This is a genomic window from Bradyrhizobium sp. HKCCYLRH3061 (assembly GCF_051168015.1).
In the GTDB taxonomy this organism is placed as follows: Bacteria; Pseudomonadota; Alphaproteobacteria; order Rhizobiales; family Xanthobacteraceae; genus Bradyrhizobium.
The window spans coordinates 41,876-63,443 of the sequence record NZ_JBNPUE010000005.1; the positions used below are offsets into that span (position 1 = coordinate 41,876).

Genomic DNA, 21,568 nt, shown 5'->3' on the forward strand with positions numbered 1-21,568 from the left:
GAGGTCAGGGCAGGATCATCGACATGGCAGCAAGAAAGACCCGCGTGGCGATATTGGGCGGCGGCATCGGCGCGTTGAGTGCGGCCTTTGCCTTGAGCGAGATCGATCCGCGCGGCGAGCTCTACGAGATCACCTTGTATCAGCTCGGCTGGCGTCTCGGAGGCAAGACCGCCAGCGGACGCAACGCCAAGCAGGGACAGCGCATCGAGGAGCATGGGCTGCATATCTGGGCCGGCTTCTACGAGAACGCCTTCACCATCCTGCGTGCCGCGCTGAAGGCACTGGATGCACCGCCGAGCGACCCGATCAGGACGATCGATGATGCCTTCAAGCGGCAGAACGAGATCTTCTACGCCGAGTATACCGACGGCCAATGGCTGCCCTGGCCATTCTGGTTTCAGCCGGATGTCGACGAATCGGTCTATCCCGGCCGGGATAGCCTGTGGGCGCCCGCCGACAACATCGTGCCACCGCTCTCGACCCTGCTGCTGCGGACCATCGCCAGCATCATCTTCAACCTGAACTACTATCTCGAGGATTGGCCGGGTGACCTGAATGCCGAACTGACGAAGGCGATCGCCGCCATGCCCGCCGAGCGGCAGGCCCGGCTGGCGGCGGTCCCGTCCAATGGCAAGGGCCATCCGCTGCTGCTGCTGGCTCACCGCGTCGGCGAAAAGCTGCACAGTGACGTCGAAGCGATCCGCCGCGATGCCCAGGGCGACATGGCGGCGCTTCTCCGTGCGTTCCGCGGCATCGTCAAGGAGCATCAGAAGATCGATGGCCTCGAGGAAGGCCTGCGCCGGCTGTTGATCCTCGCCAATCTCGGCATCTGCATGCTGCTCGGCATCATCGAGAACGACTGCCTGACGGATGGGCTGGAGGTTCTCGACAGGTTCGAATTCCGCAGCTTTCTGGCGCAGCAGGATGAAGAGGCTGCCAACAACGCCATCGTGACCGCTCTCTATGAGTACATCTTCGCCTTTCGCAGCGGCTCCCGCGAGCCGTCGGAGCAGCAGGTGTCGGCCTGCTCGGCCGTTCAGGGACTGCTGCGGCTGTTCTTCACCTACAAGGGGGCGTTCTTCTATAAGTCCGTCGTCGGCATGGGGGATACAATCTGCACCCCGATCTACCAGCTGCTGGCGCGGCGCGGCGTGAACTTCAAGTTCTTCCACAAGGTCACGAGTCTCGAGCCGACCGAGGACGGTAGCAACATCGCGATCATCAACATCGACAAGCAGGTCGAGTTCGTCGATGGCAAATATGATCCGCTGGTCCTGGTGAAGAACTACTGGTGCTGGCCGTCCGAGCCCAAATGGAAGGAGATCGAGAACGGCGAGTACTACGCGCTGAAGGGCTATAATTTCGAGAACGCCTATGGTCCTCCCAACCCGCCGCAGCCGCCTCCGGCGGCGCGGCTCAGCCTGCAACTCGGTCAGGATTTCGACCAGGTGGTGCTGGGCATCGCGGTCGGCGCACTCGATGACATCTGTCGGCCCTTGGTGCAGCAGAAGCCGGCCTGGGCCGACATGGTCGGCAATCTCCCAACCGTGCGCACCATGGCGCTGCAGCTCTGGCTCGACTGCCCGGTCGGGGATCTCGGCGGCCCCTATGTGGCGCCTGGACCGTCGCTGGAGACGATGGGGCCGATCGTCACCACCTGCAAGCCGCCGCTGGACACCTATTCCGACATGTCGCAATTGCTGCCGGCCGAGGACTGGCCGGCGCCGGGGCCGCGCTCGATCGCCTATTATTGTGCCATCATGAGCGACAAGAGCGCGCCGGACAATGAGGAGCTGGCGGCGGATTATGTGAAGAGCGCATCGAAGGACTGGATGACATCCTGGCTCGATACGCTCTGGACGAACATCGGCAGCGGCAGCTCGTTCCGATGGGATCTGCTGCACGCGCCGAGCGACATCAGCGGATCGGCGCGGCTCGATTTCCAGTTCTGGCGCGCCAACATCAATCCGAGCGAACGCTATGTGCTGAGCCTGCCGGGCACGCTGCGGCACCGGATGGAGCCCGGCAAGTCCGGCTACGACAATCTCTTCCTCGCCGGCGACTGGACCCGTGTGCCTGAGATCAACGCCGGATGCGTGGAGGTCGCGGCGATGTCCGGCCTTGCCGCGGCGTCGGCGCTGTCGGGCGTCTACATTCCGATCGTCTCGATGAGTCCCGAACCCTACATCACCAACGCCTATGTCAACTACGCCGGATGGATCACGCTTCCGCCGGCGCCCTATCTCTGCAACGACTCGACCTTCTACGGCTTCGCCGTGCCGGCCGACCTCAGCGCCTGCCAGCGGTTTCTCGACCGCTCCTTCAACCGCGTCGCCGGCCGCGACCAGTTCCGCGTGATGCTGGACATGGCCTTCGTCAACGTCATCCAGGTGCGCGAGAGCCAGGCCGCGACGTCGCCCTTCGCGGAGCAGGGGACGATGTCCGAGACCGATATCGGGCTGTGGCTCCTGGTCGGCAGCTATGAGCGGGGTGCCCTGCTGCCAAAATCGATCGGCTTCGTGCCGGCCTATCTGTTCGTCGACAATGCCTGGTCGGTGGTTGCGGGGCAGGAGGTCTGGGGCTTTCCCAAATATCACGCGACCATCGTCCAGCCGGCCAGCGCGCCATCGAACGACCCGTTCGACGTCTCGGGGCTGGCGATTGCCTGCTACGGGCCGGATGCCCATGCCTGCCAGCAGCGCGTCATCCGAATCGAAGGCACGGACGGATCGCCCCCGACCGCGACCGCGGTGGCCTCGCCGGCGGATGCGTTCCGGCGGCTCTGTGCCGGAGCCGACGACGAGCGGCTGAAGCAGGTGACGACCGGGCCCGGCATGGCGTCGTTTCTGGGCGGCGTCTGGGGCCTGCCGATTCCCGTGTTCTATCTCAAGCAGGCGCGGTCGGCGGACAGTCTCACCGCGGCGAGCTACAAGACGCTGTTGAACGGCGCGCTTGACCTGACGGCGCTGCGCAGCTGGCAACTGCAATCGGGCAACTGGACGATCGAGATGAGCGCGCTCGACAGCCTGCCGTTCATTCGCGACCTCGGGCTCGGCACGCCCGTCGACGGCAAGCTCGTCCTGACCGCGACCACGCGCATCTGGGCCGAGATCGACTTCACCGTCGCGACGGCCACCCCCATGGCCTGAACAGGTCGTCACGCCGATTGTCGCCTCGGCGCGTCATCATCGACGGCGGCGAGCCGCGCCGCCGCCCGGCGCAGGAACGCCGCCGCGCCCTGCGCCTCGGCCACCGTGACGGCCTCGCGCAGCGCGGCCGTCACCTGGCCCGGCGCATGATCCGGAACGGCGGCCAGGATCTCGGCGCGCCGCCGATGCAGCGGCGACAGGAAATAGCCGTCGCCATAGCGCCGCGCGGCGTCGATCGCCGCATCGATCGTCTGCATCGCCTCGGCCGTGTTGCCGACGATCAGTTGCAGGCCGGCGACCTCGCCGAGATAGAAGCAGGAGAAATGCATCATGCCGAGCGTCTGGAACGCCGGCAGCGCCTCGCACGCCGCCGCCAGCGCCTCGTCTGGATTCCTGCCGAGATGGCCGCGGGCGTGCGCCTGCAGGCTGCCCGCCACCAGCTGATAGAGCGGATAGCCATGGTCGCGGCAGATGGTCAGGGCTTCCTCGGTGGCGAGGAGGACATCCTCGTAGTCGCCGCGTGCGAGCTGATAGAAGGCGAGCCACGACAGCGCCCAGGCGAGGTCGAACGGACGTCCGAGCCGGCGCGCATGCGCGATGAGATCGCTGGCGACCGCGGCCGCACCAGCGTCGTCGCCCATCGCATGCAGCACCTGCAGCAGCGAGGCCTGGGCGGCGACCAGCGGATCCTGCGAGGACAGTTGCGGCAGCCGCGCGCCGTCCGACGCCTGATAGAGCTGCACCGCGGCGGCCAGCAGCCGGCGCGCGGCGGGGAGGTCGCCTCTGGCGAAGAGAATGTAGCCCAACGCAACGCCGCTCTCGATGCGGTGCTCGGGAAGGCCGGTCTGCTCGCCGATTCCCAGGCACAGATGCGCCATCTCCTCGGCACCGTCGAGATCGCCCGCGATGATCAGGAAACTGCAGATGCCGCGCAGCACGGCGAACAGGCCGGCGGTGTTGCCGAGTGCGTCGCAGATCGCCCGTGCCTCGGACAGCGCCTTGCCGACCTCGGGCACGGTGTAGCCGCGCGAGGCGGCGAGGCTGACGGCAAGCCCGATCAGGAGCTCGAGCTCCAAGTCGGCGCGCTCGCCGTCGGCGGATTGATGACGCAGCAGGTCGAGCGCCGTTTGCAGATGTCGCGCCGCTTCGACATGCGCGGCGCGCGAGGCGGCGCGCCGGCCCGCGGCCGCCCATAGCGGGATGGCTTCGGCGATCGCGCCGCTCTCGGTGAAATGGTAGGCCAGCAACTCCGGCTCGGTGTCCCGCGTCTCGGGAAAGCGATCGCGCAGCACCGCGGCGATCCTGCCATGCAATGTCTGGCGTTCGCGCCGGAGCAGGGACTCGTAGGCGGCGTCGCGGATCAACGCGTGCTTGAACGTGTAGAGGCCGTCGGGCGGCGCGCCGCTGCTCTCCACGAGGCCGGACTTGACGAGCTGATCCAGGCTCTCGCCGAGCCTGGCTTCGGGCTCCGCCACGATGGCCGACAACAGATCATAGCTGAAGCGGCGACCGATGGCGGCGCCGAGATTGGCAATCCGGCGCGCCGGCCCCAATCGGTCGAGCCGCGCAACCAGGGAGTCCTGCAGCGAGGCAGGAATGGCCACGCTCGCATGGCCGTCCCGTGCGGGCGCCGCGGAGGCTTCGACGACGTACTTCGCCAGCTCTTCCAGGAATAGCGGAATGCCTTCGCCACGGCTGACGATCTGGCGCAGCGTCGCTGCCGGCAGCGCGGCCGAAGCGGCCACATGGGTGCAGATCCGCTCGGCGTCGCCGTGACTCAATCGCCCGAGCGGGAGCCGCGTGACCTGCGGGCTCCCGGCCCAGGGCGGCTCATATTCGAGCCGGGCCGTGACCACGATCAGCCAGCGGCGTTGTGCGGCGCGCCGGATCGCCCGATCGAGCAGCTCGAGCGTGGTCGTGTCGCTCCAATGCGCGTCTTCCAGCACCAGCAGCGCGGGCCCGGTCGGCACCATCATGTCGATCAGCCGGAGCAGCGTCTCCCGCGTGACCTCCGAGCGCTTCTCGACGGTCATCGTCTGCAACGGACTGTCCGGCTCGGGAGCGACGCCCAGGATATCGGCGAGCACGGCGCGCGCCGTGGCGTCGCCGACGCCGTGCGCGTTCATGAAGCGATCGAGCTTGTCGCGACGCGTCGCTGCGCCGTCGGAGCGGTCGAAGCCGGCGATGAGCGCGAGCTGCTCCGAGATCGGATACAGCACGCTGTCACAACGGGTGGGGCTGCAGTGCCAGATCATCTGCAGCTGGGAGACGTCGGCCACGCGCCGACGCAGCTCCTCGACCAGCCGCGACTTGCCGATGCCCGGCTCGCCATGGAGCAGCACCACCTGTCCGCTGCCGAACCGCGCCGCCGCCCAGCAATCGAACAGACGCGCCAGCTCCTGGTCGCGCCCGACCAGAGGGGAGCTTTCGCCGCGAATGCGGGCGTGGAAACGGCTCGCGACGGCGGCTTCCTCCAGCACCTCGAACGCCTCGACCGGTGCGGCGAATCCCTTCAGCGCGAACGTGCCGAGATCGCGGAAGTCGAACATGCCGCGCGCGATGCGCTCGGTCGTCCGGGCCACGACGATGCTGTCGGGGGCGGCGATCGATTGCAGCCGCGCCGCCAGATTCGGCGTCTCGCCGACGATGTCGACCGGGCGGCCGTCGGCGCGGGGCAGGAGGTCGCTGACCACGACGAGGCCGGTGGCGATGCCGATGCGCAGGCGCAGCTTCTGTCCATGCGGGGCCTCGAGCCGGCCGACGGCGTCGCGCAGCGCGATGGCGGCGCGGATCGCGGTGGCTGCATCGTCTTCACCCGCGCGCGGATAGCCGAAATAGGCGAGCACGCCGTCGCCGGCATATTGCGTGATGGCGCCGCCATGGTGGCCGATGACGTTTTCGCAGGTCGTCAGGAAGGCGTCGATGACGCTGGTCATATCTTCCGGATCGAGCCTGACCGTGAGCGAGACGGAGCCGACGAGATCGCAGATCAGCGCCGTGACCTGCCGCCGCTCGGCGCGATGCATGCCGAGCAGGCGCGAGCTCGTCGTCGTATCGGATGACGGCTGTCGCAACGCCCCGCCACACCCGCCGCAGACGTCCGAGCCCGGTGGATTGGGCCGACCACAGGTTTCACAATCCATCTGCGTTCGGGCTCCCGGACACGACTACGGAATGCGAATGAGCGCGAAGCGCGGAGCTTGCGATGAGGGCGCGATCGCGGCGCCCGTATCGACCGACGTCGCGCGCCGAGCGCGAAGCATCGGTTTGCGGTACTGGCATTTCGAGTGCGACCAGGACCGGCTGATCATGTTCAACTCATAGCGCATTCGTGGCAGAGTAGCAACGGTGCCGGATTGCTCGCGGTCGCTCCGGGGAGGGGGGAACGATGTCGGACGGCTCCCTCGGGTGTCCTCGATGCCGGCGGGACCGTTCAAGCCTGCGACGATTTGACATCAATGTGGAAGCATCAGGCCGCCTCGCTTGCGGAAAGGCGCGCATGATCGCGCGATCCCGCGGCGGATGGCCCGTCCGGGTGATGCGTCGTGAGGCCCTCGGAAAGCGTGAGGGCGCAGGGAAGGCCGGACCTCGACTGAGGCCCGTGGCCCGCCTGCGAAAAAAATGCAGGCGGCAGGTACCACAGGTCAGCCGGAAACCCGGCCCTCCCTGCGCGATGGTTGAACGGCTGCTTCGCGTTCTCCCTGGTGCGCCGGGCTTTCTGGCCACCATCCCCACGCGAAGCCAGGGCCTCGACGTGAGTTGATATCAGCATCGGGATATCAGGACCGCGCGACTTGACCGTGCGTGGCGAATTGTTCGTCGGCGCGAGCAACCCGCGCTGCAATCCACCACGCCCACCGCTCCCCGCCTCGCATGTCGTGACGACCGCGATACGCCCCTCAGCTCGAGACGGGATGTAGGAATAGAACCATGATTTTCGGAAAAACGAAAGAGAAATATTTTCGGCGCCGGGACTGGACAGGCCAAATCAGCTTGATCGCGCAGCGGAAATCAGTTTCTCGGCGCATCGAGCATCCAACGATTGCGCCGCTCGTCCGAACCTCGGGATTTTCTGGTCCGACGCTGACGCGTCGTCCTGGACCGACAAGGAGGACGACCGAGGCGCCTGGCTGCGCCGCTCCGTCACGGCCAGTCGGCGAAGTTGAGGATGGCCCGCGGCTGGCCTTTGGTCCGCTGCGACGAAACGCCCTTGCGCCACGCGCCCGGTGATTGGCCGGTGTGCCTGACGAAGAAGCGGTTGAAATAGGCGCTGTCCTTGAAGCCGAGCGCGAAGGCGATCTGCTTGATCGTCGCGGTGGTGGTTTCGAGCCGGGTCGCCGCCTCCTGAATGACGCGTTGCTGAATCAGCGCGCTCGGTGACCGCTGCAGCACCCGGGTGCACAGCGCGTGCAGGCGATCCGGCGTCACGCCGAGCAGCGCAGCGTAGTCGGCGACCCGCAGTTGCTGATGAAAGCGTTCCTCGACGAGCCGGCGAAAGCGGCTCAGGATCTCGGCGCTGGAGCCCTGCGCCTCGCCGGCGCTGTCGTCGGCAAACAGCCGCCAGAAGCGCAGCACGCACAGGGTCAGCTCCGATGACGTGATCGAGGCCGCGCCGCGCCGTGACGGATTTTCGATCTCGGCTGCGATCGCCGCCATCGAGCGCGCGATGACCGCGGCGAACTCGGCCGTGACCGAGAAGGCCAGGACGGCCTCGGTGCCTGCGAGGTCGAGATAGGCGGGCTCGGCGGAGGAGGGCAGGTGGCGGTGCCAGAGCCCGGAGCGCAGCCGCAGGAGATGGCCGGCCGAGCCGGCCGCGACGTCGAGATGCTCGGCCTCTCCCGCCGGCAGCCAGACCAGCGCCGGACCGGACCAGGTCTGGATTTCGTCATCGGCGAAGCGCGCCGAGGCAGCCCCGGCGGAGAGGCAGAGCAGGTGGACGAACGGCCGCGCGGCATCCGAGCGCAGGGCCCAGCGCCGTGCCTCGAAATGCGTGGGAATGGCTTCGGCGCCGAGCGCTGCCGGGGTGCCGCGAGCCACCGGCGGCAGCGTCCGAGGCGCGGCATTACGCGCAGTCGTCGCCCCAGAAAAGTGCACTCTTTTGCCGGAACTGTCCATTGCGCCACCCAAGCTTGCGGTGTTTCCCTCGTCAAGTCCCGACGACCGCAAACAAAAAACCGCGGACGACGCCGGGGCAGAGGAACGTCACCGATTCACCCGCGCGGTCCGCGCGCGTGAACATGGGAGGAGGACAAGGACATGACTTCGACCAACCGTCGTCAGGTGCTACGGATCGCGGGAGCGGCGGCGATCGCAGCCGGCTTTGCCGTATCGGCCGCGCAGGCCCAGACACAGGACAAGATCCGCATCGGCTATGCGATCTCGAAGACCGGCCCCTATGCCGGCGGCGCCGGCATCACCACGCTGCCGAACTATCAGCTCTGGGTGAAGGACGTGAACGCGGCCGGCGGCATCAAGCTCGGCGACAAGCGGCTGCCGGTCGAGATCGTCGAATATGACGACCGCAGCTCGTCGGAAGAGGCGGTGAAGGCGATCGAGCGCCTCGCCAACCAGGACAAGGTCGACTTCATCCTGCCGCCCTGGGGCACCGGTCTCAACCTTGCGGTCGGTCCGACCTTGAACCGGCTCGGCTATCCGCATCTCGCGGTGACGTCGGTGACCGACAAGGCGCCAGAGCTCGCCAAGCGCTGGGCTAATGCCACCTTCTGGCTCGGCACGTCGGCGCAGATCTCCAACGGGCTCGCCGAGCTGCTCGGCAAGCTGAAGAGCGAGGGCAAGATCGGCGGCACCGTCGCGATGGTCAGCGTCGCCGATCAGTTCGGCATCGAGCTGGCCGCCGCCGGGCGCGAGGCTTTCAAGAAGGCCGGACTGACCGTCGCCTACGACAAGACCTATCCGATGGGCTCGCAGGATCTGCAGCCGCTGCTCAAGGATGCGATCGCGAGCAAAGCCGATGCCTTCGTCGCCTTCAGCTATCCGCCGGATACGATCGGGCTGACCGAGCAGGCGCAACTGCTCAAGTACAATCCGAAGGTCTTCTATGTCGGCGTCGGCACGGCGTTCCCGCTGTTCAAGGGCAAGTTCGGCGCGGGCAGCGACGGCGTGATGGGCATCGGCGGCTGGAACGCCGACTCGCCCGCGCTCAAGGACTATCTCGCCCGCCACAAGGCGGCGACCGGGCAGGAGCCGGATCGCTGGGCGAGCCCGATCACCTATGCCAGCCTGCAGGTGCTGCAGCAGGCGATCGAGAAGGTCGGCAAGGTCGACCGTACCGCGGTCGCCAAGGAGATCCGCGAGGGCTCTTTCGACACCATCATCGGCAAGGTGAAGCTGAAGGACGGCCTGCTGCAGGAGGTCTGGAGCGTCGGCCAGTGGCAGAACGGCGAGTTCTACGCCCTGGCGCCGGCCTCGCTGCCCGGCGCACGCGCCGCGGTCGTGCCGAAGCCCGAGTGGAAATAGCCGGAACGAGGTCGTGAGCTTGCGGACGCGCGTCAATGCGCGCGTCCGCGGGCCTCGCGCAAGAGGCACCATCCCATGCTGCTGTTCGACATCCTGCTGCCCGGTCTGGTGCTGGGGGGCATGTATGCCCTGATCGCGCTCGGCCTGACGCTGCAATATGGCGTGGCGCGCATCATGAACCTGTCCTATGGCGAGTCGCTGGTCGCGGCCGCGTTCGGCACGCTGTCGCTCTATTCCGGCCTGCAACTGAGTCCGCTGCTGGCGCTGCTGCTCGCGATGCCCGCCGCGGGACTGCTGAACTGGCTGCTCTACAGGCTGTTGCTGCAGCGCCTGATCCGCCGCGGCAAGGACGCCGGTGCCCAGGAGGTCGACAGCATCCTCGTCACCTTCGGCGTGCTGTTCGTGATCCAGGGCATCATGCTGGTCGCTTTTGGCGGGCAGTATTACAGCTACAGCTATCTCTCCATTCCCGTGACGGTGCTCGGCTCGACGCTCGCGGTGAACCGGCTGGTGGCGCTCGGTTTCGCCGCGCTGATCGGCACCGGCGTCTATCTCGCGCTGACGCGGACGAGGATCGGTACGGCCGTGCGTGCCGTCGCGGTCGATGCCGATGCCGCGCGGCTCGTCGGCATCGATGTCGCTTGGCTCGCAGGACTGGCGTTTGCGTTCGGTGGTGGACTGGTCGCCGCCGGCGGGGTGCTCGTCAGCATGTTCCTCACCTTCAACGCCTCGATGGGCGTCGTCTTCACGATGAAGGCGCTGGTGGTCGTGATCATGGGGGGCGTCGGCAATGTCATGGGCGCGCTGGCCGCAGGGCTGCTGCTCGGCGTCGTCGAGACCGCGGTGGCGCGGCTGGTCGATCCCGGGCTGACCTTGGCCGCGACGTTTGCGATGTTTCTCGCCGTGCTGCTGATCCGGCCGACCGGACTGTTCGGAAAGGCGGCGTCGTGATCAGCCCTGGCAAGATTCTCGCCTGGTGCATCGGGCTCGTCGGCGTTGCCGCAGCGGTCACGCTGCCGCTCTATGCCAACGGCTACTATCTCGCGCTCGGCATCAGCATTCTCTATTTCACCGTGCTGGCAACCGCCTGGGCCATGTTTTCCGGACCGACCCGCTACGTCTCGCTGGCGACGGCTGCGTTCTTCGGCATCGGCGCCTATACGGCGGCGGCGACGGGCGAGACGCTGAGCTGGCCGCTGCAACTGATGACCGCTGCGGGTGTCGGCGCCGTCGTCGCGGCCATCACCGGCCTGTCGACGCTGCGGCTGTCCGGCATCTACTTCATCATCTTCTCGTTCGGCCTGGCCGAGCTGATCCGCCAGCTCGTGATCTGGTACGAGGTCAACATCCACAAATCGGTCGGCCGCTATTTGTTCAGCGACATCACCCAGGAGATGCTGTACTGGCAGCTCTGCGCGCTGACGGCGCTGGTCTTCCTCACGGGCTTTCTGCTGACGCGCTCGCGCTATGGCCTCGCGCTGCGCGCGATCGGCGCCGACGAGACCGCCGCGCGCCATTCCGGCATCGATGCGACGGCGGTGAAGCTCGGGGTCCTCATCCTCAGCGCGATGTTCATGTCGGTGACCGGGGCGATCATGGCGCCGCGCTGGACCTATATCGATCCGGCGATCGCCTTCAATCCGATGATCTCGTTCCAGGTCGTGATCATGGCGCTGCTCGGCGGCGCCGGCTCGCTGATCGGCCCGGTGCTCGGCGTCATCCCGCTGGTGCTGCTGTTCGAGGTGCTGACAGCCGCGCTGCCGAACCATTTCAGCATCGTGCTCGGCCTCGTCTTCATCGGCATCGTGATGGCGCTCCCGAAGGGCGTGATCGGGGTGGTCGATCGGGTCTGGCGGCGCGAGCCCAAGGTCGCCGGCGCCAAGCCGGAGCAGGGCGGAACGCTGCTCATCGCCGAGACCGTCGGCAAATCCTTCGGCGGCCTGCGCGCCGTCGACAAGGTCAGTCTCGACGTCCGCGCCGGCGAGATCCTCGGCGTCATCGGTCCCAACGGCTCCGGCAAGACGACGCTGCTCAACATGCTCTCCGGCGCGCTGGTGCCGTCGGACGGCACCATCCGCTTCGACGGCACCGTCATCAACGGCATGGCCGCCCACCGGATCGCGCGGCTCGGGCTTGCCCGCACCTTCCAGTTGGTGCGGGTGATGCCGGACCTGACGGTCGCCGAGAATGTCGCGGCGTCGGCGTTGTTCCGCACGCGCCAGACCGGTGCGGCCGCGGAATCGATCCATGAGCTGCTCGCCCTGGTCGGCCTCGATGGCATGGCGGAGATGCTGGCGGGCGATCTCACTTACATCGACCAGAAGCGGCTGGAGCTCGCCCGCGCGCTGGCGTTGCATCCGCGTGTTGTGCTGCTCGACGAATGGCTGGCCGGGCTCAATCCGACCGAGCTCGAGACCGGCATCGGGCTGATCGCCTCCCTGCGCGACCGCGGCATCACCATCGTGATGGTCGAGCACGTGATGGATGCGATCCGCGCGCTGTGCGACCGCTGCGTCGTGATGAGCGCCGGCAACGTGATCGCGCGCGGCACGCCGGGCGAGGTGCTCGCCGATCCCACCGTGATCACGGCCTATCTCGGAGAGCCCGATGCTTGAGATCACGCGGCTGTCGCATGCCTATGGCAAGCACCAGGCGCTCACCGACGTCGCGCTCGAGGTCGCGCGCGGCGAGATCGTCGCCATCCTCGGCGCCAATGGCGCCGGCAAGTCGACCCTGCTGAAGGCGATCGCGGGACTGATCCGGCCGTCGCCCGGGGCCGTGATCCGGCTCGGCGGGACGGACATCGCCTCGCTCGCGCCGCATCTGATCGTCGAGCGCGGCATCGCGCTGGTGCCGGAAGGCCGCGGCGTCTTCGGCGATCTCACCGTCGCCGAGAACCTCCAGCTCGGCGCCTATCCGGCGCGCGCCCGCGACGGCGAGGCCGCGCGGCTCGCGCACGTGCTGCAACTGTTTCCGCGCCTCACCGAGCGCATGAGCCAGGCCGTGAGGACCATGAGCGGCGGCGAGCAGCAGATGGTCGCGATCGGCCGCGCGCTGATGTCGCGGCCCGAGCTGCTGCTGCTCGACGAGCCGTCGCTCGGACTGTCGCCGCTCTTGAGCCGCGAGGTGTTCCGGGCGCTCAAGACGATCCGCGGCGACGGCGTCGGCATCCTGATGGTCGAGCAGAACGCGCGCGCCAGCCTGGACATCGCCGACCGCGTCTACCTGATCGAGCAGGGGCGCAATGCCGGCGAAGGCGCGGCATCCGAGATGAAGAACAATCCCGACATCCAGCGCGCCTATCTCGGCCAGTCGCGCGCGCCGAAATCTCCAGCAACCTCCAGCGAATCCGGGAGTCTTCCATGAACGCGATCAATCTCCTGATTGGCGGCAAGGATCAGTCCGCCACCAATCAGCGCACCTTCCAGCGCCTCAATCCGATCAGCGGCGAGATCGCAACCATCGTCGCGGCGGCGTCGATCGACGACGCGCTGCGCGCCGCCGATGCCGCCGCGGCGGCGTTTCCGGCGTGGTCCCGGCTCGGCCCTGGCGAACGCCGCAAGCGGCTCAATGCGGCAGCCGATGCGCTGGCGCGCAATGCACCGGAGTTCGTCGCGCTGATGATGGCCGAGACCGGCGCCACCGCGGGCTGGGCCGGCTTCAACGTGCATCTCGCCGAGGGCATGCTGCGCGAGGCCGCGGCGATGACGACGCAGATCGCGGGCGAGGTGATTCCGACCGACGTGCCCGACAACATCGCGCTGGCGCATCGCCAGCCGGTCGGCGTCGTGCTCGGCATCGCGCCGTGGAATGCGCCGGTCATCCTCGGTGTCCGCTCGGTGGCGATGCCGCTCGCTTGCGGCAACACCGTGGTGCTGAAGGCCTCGGAGATGAGCCCGGGCGTGCATCGGCTGATCGGCGCGTGCCTGGCCGAAGGCGGTCTCGGCGACGGCGTCGTCAACGTCGTGACCAACGCGCCCGAGGATGCGCAGGCCGTGGTCGAGGCGCTGATCGCCCATCCCGCGATCCGCCGTGTCAACTTCACCGGCTCGACCCGCGTCGGCCGTCTCATCGCCATGGCCTGTGCCAGGCAATTGAAGCGCGCGCTGCTCGAGCTCGGCGGCAAGGCGCCGCTCGTCATTCTCGACGACGCCGATCTCGACGCCGCGGTGAATGCTGCCGCGTTCGGCGCCTTCATGAACCAGGGCCAGATCTGCATGTCGACCGAGCGCATCGTGGTCGACGACAAGGTGGCGGATGCATTCGTCGCGAAGTTCGCCGCCAAGGCCAACAGCCTGCCTTACGGAGATCCGCGCAAGGGCGATGTGGTGCTGGGCTCGCTGGTCAGCGCCGCCGCCTGCGACCGTGTCGGCGGCCTGATCGAGGACGCGGTGGCCAAGGGCGCGGTGCTGGCGGCTGGCGGCCGCGGCAGCGGCACGATCATGCCCGCGACCATCGTCGATCACGTCACGCCGGCGATGCGCATCTATGGCGAGGAGAGTTTTGGTCCCGTCGTCACCGTCGTGCGCGTCAGCGGCGTCGACGAGGCCGTGCGCGTCGCCAACGACACCGAATATGGCCTGTCGTCGGCGGTGTTCGGCCGCGACATCGCTCGCGCGATCGCTGTCGCCAAGCGGATCGAATCCGGCATCTGCCACGTCAACGCGCCGACGGTGCATGACGAGCCGCAGATGCCGTTCGGCGGCGTCAAGGCCTCCGGCTATGGCCGCTTCGGCGGCAAGGCCGCGATCGACGAGTTCACCGAGCTGCGCTGGATCACGGTGCAGACCGGCGAGCGGCACTACCCATTCTGAGGCGGGAACTCATCCGTGGCCCGGCTCTGGCGCATCGTCGGATGCAGCCGGAGCCGGTTGCATTCCGCGCGGCCATGCGCGGAAACGATTCGAACTGTGTCCGAGACATCGGCAGCAGCGACGTCGGCGCGCGACGTCGCGGCGGTGAGACGCGCCCCCGCCGGGCATCGATGGTGCGAGGTGCGATCGAAATTCACGTTGCAGCTCCGCTGGTTGCGGCAGACAGGCGCGCTACTTTAAAGAAATTCCAACGGCTTTAGATCGATTCAGTTTGCTGCGGCCCTTCTCTTGCCGGACGTTCGGCTCAACACGTGCAACGTCGATGACGAAGGGTGGGTTCGAGCGCATGCGGCTGTGGGTTCAGGTTCATACGTGGACGTCGCTGATCAGCATGATCTTCCTGCTGATGCTGTGCCTGACCGGGCTTCCGCTGATCTTCCATGAGGAAATCGATCATCTGTTCGAGGACGAGATCGCCGCGCCGGCGATGCCGGCCGACACGCCGCTGCTGCCGCTCGACCGCCTGATCGCGGCGGCCAAGCAGCAGTTGCCGCAGCAGCATGCGCTGTTCGTGAGCCTGAAGCAGGCGGAGCCGCTGATCGTGGTTGCGATGTCGCCGACCGCCATTCCGGTGCCCGGGCAGTTTCATCGGCTCACCGTTGATGCGCGCACCGGCGTCGTGCTCGGCGAGGAGGCGCCGCATCAGGACGTCATGGACGTGATCCTGCGCATCCACCGCGACATGTTCACCGGCCTGCCGGGCGAGCTCTTTCTCGGACTGATGGGACTGGTGTTCGCGGCGTCCATCGTCTCGGGCGTCGTCGTCTACTGGCCCTTCATGCGGCGCCTGCAGTTCGGCACGGTGCGGGATCGCTCGGCGCGGCTGAAATGGCTCGACCTGCACAATCTGCTCGGCATCGTCACGGTGAGCTGGGCGCTCGCGGTCGGTCTGACCGGCACCATCAACACGCTGGCGGTGCCGCTGTTCGACCTCTGGCGCGCAAAGACCATGCCGGCGCTGCTCGCGCCCTATCAGGGCAAGCCGCTGGCGGAAGCAAAGTCGATCGAGGCCGCCGTCGGCGCCGTCCGCACCGCATTCCCGGACCGGCTGGTGACGTCCATCACCCTGCCGACGACGACGCGGTTCGGCAGCCCGCAGCACCTGATGATCTGGACCAAGGGCCGCACGCCGTTCACCGCGCGCATGTTCAAGCCGGTCCTGGTCGACGCCCAGGACAGCAGCAAGATGGTCGTGCCCGAGCTCGCCTGGTACCTCACCGCGTTGCAGGTATCGCGGCCGCTGCACTTCGGTGACTACGGCGGCTTGCCGCTGAAGATCATCTGGGCCGTTCTCGACGTGATCACGATCATCGTGTTGTGCAGTGGACTCTATCTGTGGGCCGCCAAGCGCTGGGGCTTCCGCAGGAAGGCGTCAGGTGTCGTGGCATCGGCCGCGCCGGCAGTGGTGTCGACATGAGCTCCTCCGCTGCCTCGGCGACGCCGTCCTCCCGCGTCGCGCAACTCTCGACCTGGCAGGTGTTTCGTGCGCCGCTGCTGATCGGCCTCGTCGCCGCAGCCGGGCTCGCCTTCGGACTGTTCGGCGACGGCCTGTGGGATGGCCTGTGCTGGCTCGGGCTGTCGATTCCGATCCTGTTGTCGCTCGCCTACGGCACGAGACGGAGCCGCGGCGCGAAGGCCGGAACGCAGGGCGCTCAGGCCGGAACGCAGGATGGGCCGCTCTGAGCGCTGACGTCCGCCGCCGGTCGGCGGAAGACGCCCCGCATCATTGACCTCGATCCGGGCCGCGGGACTACGCGCTCGGCCGGCCAACGATCCCACGCATCTCTTCTCTTACGCGTCTTCTCTCGCGCGCCGCGTCATCGCGATGGCCGCACGCTGCGTCGGCGGCGCGTGATCGGTCTCGCGCAGTGAGCGCCGCCGCGAGCGGCGTCTCTCCGCCCCGGAAACAAACAGATACAACGGTCACGATGCTCTCTCCGATCTGCGCGCGGCGCGGCGGAGATGCGGCGCATTTGAACGCAAAGATTGATTCAAAAGTGGCAATGTGATTAGTTATCATCGTACGATTGATCGAAATGATTTCGATGAGTTCGAGACGATTGGTGTCCTGAGTTGTATCAGCCGACACGATCACGTCGGCCTTCCGCGCGACATGCGCTTCTTTGGAAGGCTTCAAAGAAGCGGCGGGAAAAAAATCTCGTAGTAGCGGCAATCTGTTGAGCTGACCGATTCGGCGAGACTGTCGCTCGTTAGACGGGTTCTACGTCGCGCGACGCCATCCTCAAATACCTGTGTGTTAGGACCACCGACGAGCCGAGTTGGAACTTGGAATGATCGGGGTGTCAGGATGGTTTGTCGCATTTTGGATAAAGACGTTGGATTGACGATGTCGTTGGGACTTGTGAGCTCATTGGCGCTCACGCTGAATGTCGGAGGCGTTCAACCGGCCTTCGCGCAGACCAAGCTCCCCGACGTGACCGTCGACGCGCCGAAGCCGAAAGTCCGGCAGACCGCCTCGAGACCGCAGGCGACCGCGACGCGAACCGCTCAGCAGCGCCGCGTCGCGCCGCGCAACCTGCCGCCGACCGCCCCGGTGGCCTACGTGACGCCGTCGACGGGAACAGTCGGCGCGCCGCCGTCGCCCTATGCCGGCGGCCAGGTCGCCAGCGGCGGCGGCCTCGGACTCCTCGGCAACCGCGGCATCATGAACACGCCCTTCAACCAGACGAGCTTCACCTCGCAGCTCATCCAGAACCAGCAGGCCCGCACGATTCGCGACGTGCTGATCAATGATCCCTCGGTGCGGACGATCCAGGCGGCCGGCGGCGGCGCCGACAGCCTGTTCATCCGCGGCTTCTACTATGACAGCGGCGACTACGCCTTGAACGGCCTCGCCGGCATTGCGCCGTATTATTCGACGGGCGCCAATTTCATCGAGCGGGTCGAGCTGCTCAAGGGGCCGGCGGCTCTGCTCAACGGCATGACGGTCGGCGGCACCGGCGCCTCGAGCGGCGGTGCGGTCGGTGGCAGCGTTAATCTCATCACCAAGCACGCGCCCGACACCGACATCACGCAACTCACGGCGACCTTCGCGTCGCGATCGCAGTTCGGCGAGGAGGTCGATGTCAGCCGCCGCTACGGCGAGCACAAGGAGTGGGGCGTCCGTCTCAACAGCAAGTATTCCAACGGCAATACGCCGTGGGACCGCCAGACCGACGAGTTCGGAAATGCTCACCTCGCGGTCGACTATCACGGCGAGAACGTTCGCATCGACGCCGATATCGGATATCAGGCGGACAAGCTGAATCCGCCGCTTCGCTTCTTCACGGTCGGCCCGACCACGACCAGCATCGCGTCGCCGCCGCCGTCCGGCACCAACTTCCAGATGCCGTGGGCCTATTATGCGCCGACCGATTTCTTCTCGACGGTCAAGGGCGAGGTCGATCTCAGCGATCACATCACGGCCTACGCAGGGTTCGGCTATCACGACAGCAACATCAACTATCGCTATACGTCGCCGGTTCTCGGCAATAACGGCGTTCTCACCGGAACCCCGCTTACGGGGAGCGAGACCTATGAGACGTTGGCGGGCGAAGCCGGCCTTCGGCTGACCGCCGACACCGGGCCCGTCAACCACGCCATCAATGTCGGCTACTCCGTCACCGATCGCACCTATACCCAGCGTGTGGTCACGGGGACGCTGTCGGCGGCGACGCCTTGGAATCTCTATCGTGATCCCTCGAACATCGCGCTGCCGGGATTCTCGTCGACGCTGGCAGCCAATCAGATCGTCGGCGCGAATCTCTGGAGCGTCGGCGTCTCCGACACGATGTCCATTCTCGACAAGAGGATCCAGCTGACCGTCGGTGCGCGCCGCCAGACCGCGGGGACCGAGATAACGAATTTCGTCGCGCCGGGGTCGAGCAGGCCGTTCGCGGACACCTCGGTTTGGACGCCGGCCTATGCGCTCGTCGTCAAGCCGGTCCAGCAGGTCGCGCTCTACGCCAACTATATCGAGGGTTTGCAGACCCCGGCCGTCGTCACCGGCAATTTCAGCAATGTCGGCACGGTGTTTCCACCCGGGCAGACCAAGCAGGTGGAGACCGGAATCAAGGTCGATTTCGGCCGCATCACGACGACGCTCAGCGCCTTCGACATCTCGCGCCCGAGCATCATCAGCGTCGCAACGGCAGGGGTGGCATTGCCCGCCCAGGTGCTCAACGGCTTGCAGCGAAACACCGGAGCTGAGTTCAACGTGTTCGGCGAGATCACGCCGGAGCTGCGCCTGCTCGGAGGCGCGGCCTACACCCACGGCGTGCAGGAGAAGACGCAAGGCGGCACGACGGACGGCAAGCGCGCCATCGGTGTGCCCGAACTGACGGTCAATCTCGGCGCCGAATGGGACACGCCGTTCGCACGCGACCTGACCCTGACGGGCCGGGTCGTCTACACGGCCGCGCAATATGTCAACGCAACCAATACGCTCTCGTTGCCAGATTGGACGCGAGTGGACCTGGGCGCGCGCTACAAGTTCACCTCGCCGTGGAACGGCAAGCCGATCATCGTTCGCGCCAGCGTCGAGAACGTGTTCGACAAGACCTATTGGGCGTCCGCCTATAGTGGCGTGATCACGCTGGGCGCGCCGCGCACCTACCTCGTTTCCACGACGTTCAACTTCTGAAGCGTCGACGTACATGAGGGCGACCAGGCCGCCGCACGGCAGATGTGCGGCGGCTTGGTTAGTTGGAGCGACGCGTAGAGTTGCATGTCCATTCGACGGAGAGCGTGCGGTCCGTGGCGCGCATGCCAAGGCGGGCAAGCGAATGGAGCGTGATTCAACACCGAACTACACGGCAATTGCTGTAGAGCCGCCGGAATCACCGACTTGAAGCCGATGCATCCAGATGTTGAGTCGTCACCTGCGTGTCACCTTGGAGAGATTAAAAACTTCGATCGGCGGTATCCTTTTGACTGTCATTATCAACTGCATTACTCGTAGTTCATCAACGTCGCTTGTTAGTAGGGAGTAGCCGCTCATGATGGTCTTCGACAGGGACGACGTCACCTTCACCGTCGTCGTGAATCACGAAGAGCAATATTCAATCTGGCCGACATTCAAGGACATTCCGAACGGGTGGACGGCCATAGGCGTCACCGGGAACAAGAAGGAGTGTCTGGACCATATCGAACAGGTGTGGACCGACATGCGGCCGCTCTCGCTGCGGAAATTCATGCAGGAGAACACGCAGGCCTCTGCCGAATCCTGAAGCGAGGGAGGATGGCTGCCATGCGGCTGATCTGTTTGCCCCATGCCGGCGGCAGCGCCATGGTCTACGCGCGCTGGAGGAGAGGTCTTCCGTCCTGGATCGAGGTCCTGCCGCTGGAGCTGCCAGGACGCGGGGCGCGGATGGACGAGCCGCTGCAGACGGATGCGGCCGTGCTGGCCGATCAGCTCGCGTCCGAACTGATCGGGGCGCCGTTGGCGCAGCCCTACGCTCTGTTCGGGCACAGTCTTGGCGGCTTGCTCGCCTTCGAGCTCGCGCACCGGCTGCTCGCGCGCGGTGCGCCGCGGCCGCAGATGTTGCTCGTGTCCGGAACGGAAGCGCCGGCCGTGCGCGACGGCAGCCGCTGGCGCGAGCCGCTCGGCGACGACGCGTTGCGCGACGAGCTTCTCAGGCTGAACGGCACACCGCCGGAGGCGTTCGAAAGCATGGAGATCATGCGCAGCGCGCTGCCGATCCTGCGGGCCGACTTCCTGATATGCGGGACCTACGTCTATCAGCGGCGCCAGCCGTTGCCCTGTCCGCTGCACGTGTTCGGCGGCGATCTCGACGAGACGCGCGCCGAGGCGCTGGAGGCGTGGCGGGCCGAGACCTCCGGCGCGTTCGGCCGCGACACGTTGCCGGGCGACCATTTCTTCATCCATAGCCGGCAGGCGGATCTGCTGAATCTCCTTGCCGCATTGCTGGCACGCGCGGCCCGGCCGGAGCTCGCCGTTGCTCGCGTGGGGCCTTGAGCGGCGTGCCGAAAGCGTGGCCCAGCCGGCGAGCCGGCTGGTGATGAGACTTTGATGCTGAAATCGACGGGAGACGGGGAGAGGTCATGTTCGCAACACAATCTAAAGTAGATCAAGATTCGTTGCCGTTCCTTCTGCGGGCCAGCCGCGAGCAGCAGCCGCTGATGGAGGCCGTCAGCGACGTCCGCGACATGATCGAGCGTCAGCTCTACGCCTGCGGCGGAATTCTCTTCCGTGGCTTCCATCTCGATGGCGCCGAGGCGTTCAGGAGCTTTGCCGCGAGCTTCGGCCATCCGCTGCTGTCCTACGAATTCGGCTCGACGCCGCGATCGAAGGTCAGCGCCGGCGTCTACACATCGACCGAATATCCGCCGCACCAGAGCATCCCGCTGCACAACGAGCAGGCCTATACGCGCGACTGGCCGATGAAGATCTGGTTCTATTGCGAGCAGGCGGCGCAGCAGGGTGGCGAAACGCCGGTCGCCGACAGCCGGCTCATCCACCGCGACATGCCTGCCGCGATCCGCAACCGTTTCGCCGAGCGCGGCGTCATGTATGTCCGCAACTATGGCAGCGGTCTCGACGTCGACTGGCGGCAGGTGTTCGGCACGGAGTCGAAGGCCGAGGTCGAGGCCTATTGCGCCGCGCATGCCATCGCCTGCGAATGGAAGGATGGCGACGAATTGCGGACACGGCAGGTCTGCCAGGGGACCGCGGTGCATCCCGTGACCGGGGACATGGTGTGGTTCAATCAGGCGCATCTGTTCCACGTCTCCAGCCTCGCGCCCGAGGTTCGGGAGAGTCTTCTCGACATCGTCGGCGATCCGCTCGAGTTGCCGCGCAATGCGTTCTACGGCGATGGTGCGCCGATCGAGGATGAGACGCTGGCCACGGTCCGCCGCGTGCTCGACCGGCACAAGATCGTCTTCCCGTGGCAGACCGGCGACGTCGTCATGCTCGACAACATGCTGACTGCGCACGCGCGCGAGCCGTTCAAGGGGCCGCGCAGGGTGATCGTCGCGATGGCGCAGGCCCATCGCGTGAACTGAATCCGCGCAATCGACCACCAGCCGCGATCGGACCTTCGCAAG

Annotated in this window: 15 protein-coding genes; 12 read left to right on the forward strand and 3 right to left on the reverse strand. The window is 66.6% G+C overall.

Annotation, left to right across the window (positions count from 1 at the left end; genetic code table 11):
- The first annotated feature begins 23 nt into the window (after positions 1-23).
- On the forward strand, positions 24-3,149 hold the full coding sequence (locus ACQR2C_RS11095) for an NAD(P)-binding protein (protein WP_434881118.1): 3,126 nt from the start codon (positions 24-26) through the stop codon (positions 3,147-3,149).
- 8 nt (positions 3,150-3,157) lie between these two features.
- On the opposite strand, the gene ACQR2C_RS11100 is transcribed toward ACQR2C_RS11095, so the two are convergent.
- Positions 3,158-6,223 (reverse strand): ATP-binding protein, encoded by a 3,066-nt coding sequence (locus ACQR2C_RS11100; protein WP_434881119.1) that lies wholly within the window; start codon positions 6,221-6,223, stop codon positions 3,158-3,160.
- A 1,069-nt stretch (positions 6,224-7,292) separates the two neighbouring features.
- On the reverse strand, positions 7,293-8,186 hold the full coding sequence (locus ACQR2C_RS11105; RefSeq protein WP_434838914.1) for a helix-turn-helix domain-containing protein: 894 nt from the start codon (positions 8,184-8,186) through the stop codon (positions 7,293-7,295).
- A gap of 219 nt (positions 8,187-8,405) precedes the next feature.
- Between ACQR2C_RS11105 and ACQR2C_RS11110 the strand changes: the two genes are divergently transcribed.
- The 7 genes from ACQR2C_RS11110 (at position 8,406) to ACQR2C_RS11140 (ending at position 16,183) form a co-directional block, all read left to right on the forward strand.
- Entirely contained in the window at positions 8,406-9,626 is a 1,221-nt protein-coding gene (locus tag ACQR2C_RS11110; protein ID WP_434881120.1) for an amino acid ABC transporter substrate-binding protein, read from the forward strand.
- 75 nt (positions 9,627-9,701) lie between these two features.
- Positions 9,702-10,577 carry a branched-chain amino acid ABC transporter permease gene (locus tag ACQR2C_RS11115; protein ID WP_434881121.1) on the forward strand — a complete coding sequence of 292 codons (876 nt, stop codon included), beginning with the start codon at positions 9,702-9,704 and terminating at the stop codon, positions 10,575-10,577.
- Entirely contained in the window at positions 10,574-12,241 is a 1,668-nt protein-coding gene (locus ACQR2C_RS11120; RefSeq protein ID WP_434881122.1) for a branched-chain amino acid ABC transporter ATP-binding protein/permease, read from the forward strand. Before ACQR2C_RS11115 ends, ACQR2C_RS11120 begins: the two co-directional genes overlap by 4 nt.
- Complete coding sequence (locus ACQR2C_RS11125; protein WP_315802933.1) at positions 12,234-12,992, forward strand: ABC transporter ATP-binding protein; 759 nt, start codon at positions 12,234-12,236, stop codon at positions 12,990-12,992. Before ACQR2C_RS11120 ends, ACQR2C_RS11125 begins: the two co-directional genes overlap by 8 nt.
- Positions 12,989-14,440, forward strand: a complete 1,452-nt coding sequence (locus tag ACQR2C_RS11130) for an aldehyde dehydrogenase (RefSeq protein ID WP_316237920.1) — start codon at positions 12,989-12,991, stop codon at positions 14,438-14,440. The genes ACQR2C_RS11125 and ACQR2C_RS11130 overlap by 4 nt, the downstream gene beginning before the upstream one ends.
- 346 nt (positions 14,441-14,786) lie before the next feature.
- Complete coding sequence (locus tag ACQR2C_RS11135; protein ID WP_316237946.1) at positions 14,787-15,917, forward strand: PepSY-associated TM helix domain-containing protein; 1,131 nt, start codon at positions 14,787-14,789, stop codon at positions 15,915-15,917.
- Positions 15,914-16,183: a hypothetical protein gene (locus tag ACQR2C_RS11140; RefSeq protein ID WP_316180537.1), complete on the forward strand. Its 270-nt coding sequence runs from the start codon at positions 15,914-15,916 to the stop codon at positions 16,181-16,183. The genes ACQR2C_RS11135 and ACQR2C_RS11140 overlap by 4 nt, the downstream gene beginning before the upstream one ends.
- A 67-nt stretch (positions 16,184-16,250) precedes the next feature.
- On the opposite strand, the gene ACQR2C_RS11145 is transcribed toward ACQR2C_RS11140, so the two are convergent.
- On the reverse strand, positions 16,251-16,595 hold the full coding sequence (locus ACQR2C_RS11145; protein WP_316180539.1) for a hypothetical protein: 345 nt from the start codon (positions 16,593-16,595) through the stop codon (positions 16,251-16,253).
- Between the two features lie 252 nt (positions 16,596-16,847).
- Between ACQR2C_RS11145 and ACQR2C_RS11150 the strand changes: the two genes are divergently transcribed.
- The 4 genes from ACQR2C_RS11150 to ACQR2C_RS11165 all read left to right on the forward strand — a co-directional run bounded on the left by ACQR2C_RS11150 (position 16,848) and on the right by ACQR2C_RS11165 (position 21,526).
- Positions 16,848-19,142 carry a TonB-dependent siderophore receptor gene (locus tag ACQR2C_RS11150; RefSeq protein ID WP_434881123.1) on the forward strand — a complete coding sequence of 765 codons (2,295 nt, stop codon included), beginning with the start codon at positions 16,848-16,850 and terminating at the stop codon, positions 19,140-19,142.
- Positions 19,143-19,497: 355 nt separating this feature from the next.
- On the forward strand, positions 19,498-19,728 hold the full coding sequence (locus tag ACQR2C_RS11155) for an MbtH family protein (protein WP_315802938.1): 231 nt from the start codon (positions 19,498-19,500) through the stop codon (positions 19,726-19,728).
- Positions 19,729-19,748: 20 nt separating this feature from the next.
- Entirely contained in the window at positions 19,749-20,477 is a 729-nt protein-coding gene (locus ACQR2C_RS11160) for a thioesterase II family protein (protein ID WP_434881124.1), read from the forward strand.
- Between the two features lie 122 nt (positions 20,478-20,599).
- Entirely contained in the window at positions 20,600-21,526 is a 927-nt protein-coding gene (locus tag ACQR2C_RS11165; RefSeq protein WP_316180544.1) for a TauD/TfdA family dioxygenase, read from the forward strand.
- Positions 21,527-21,568: the final 42 nt, after the last annotated feature.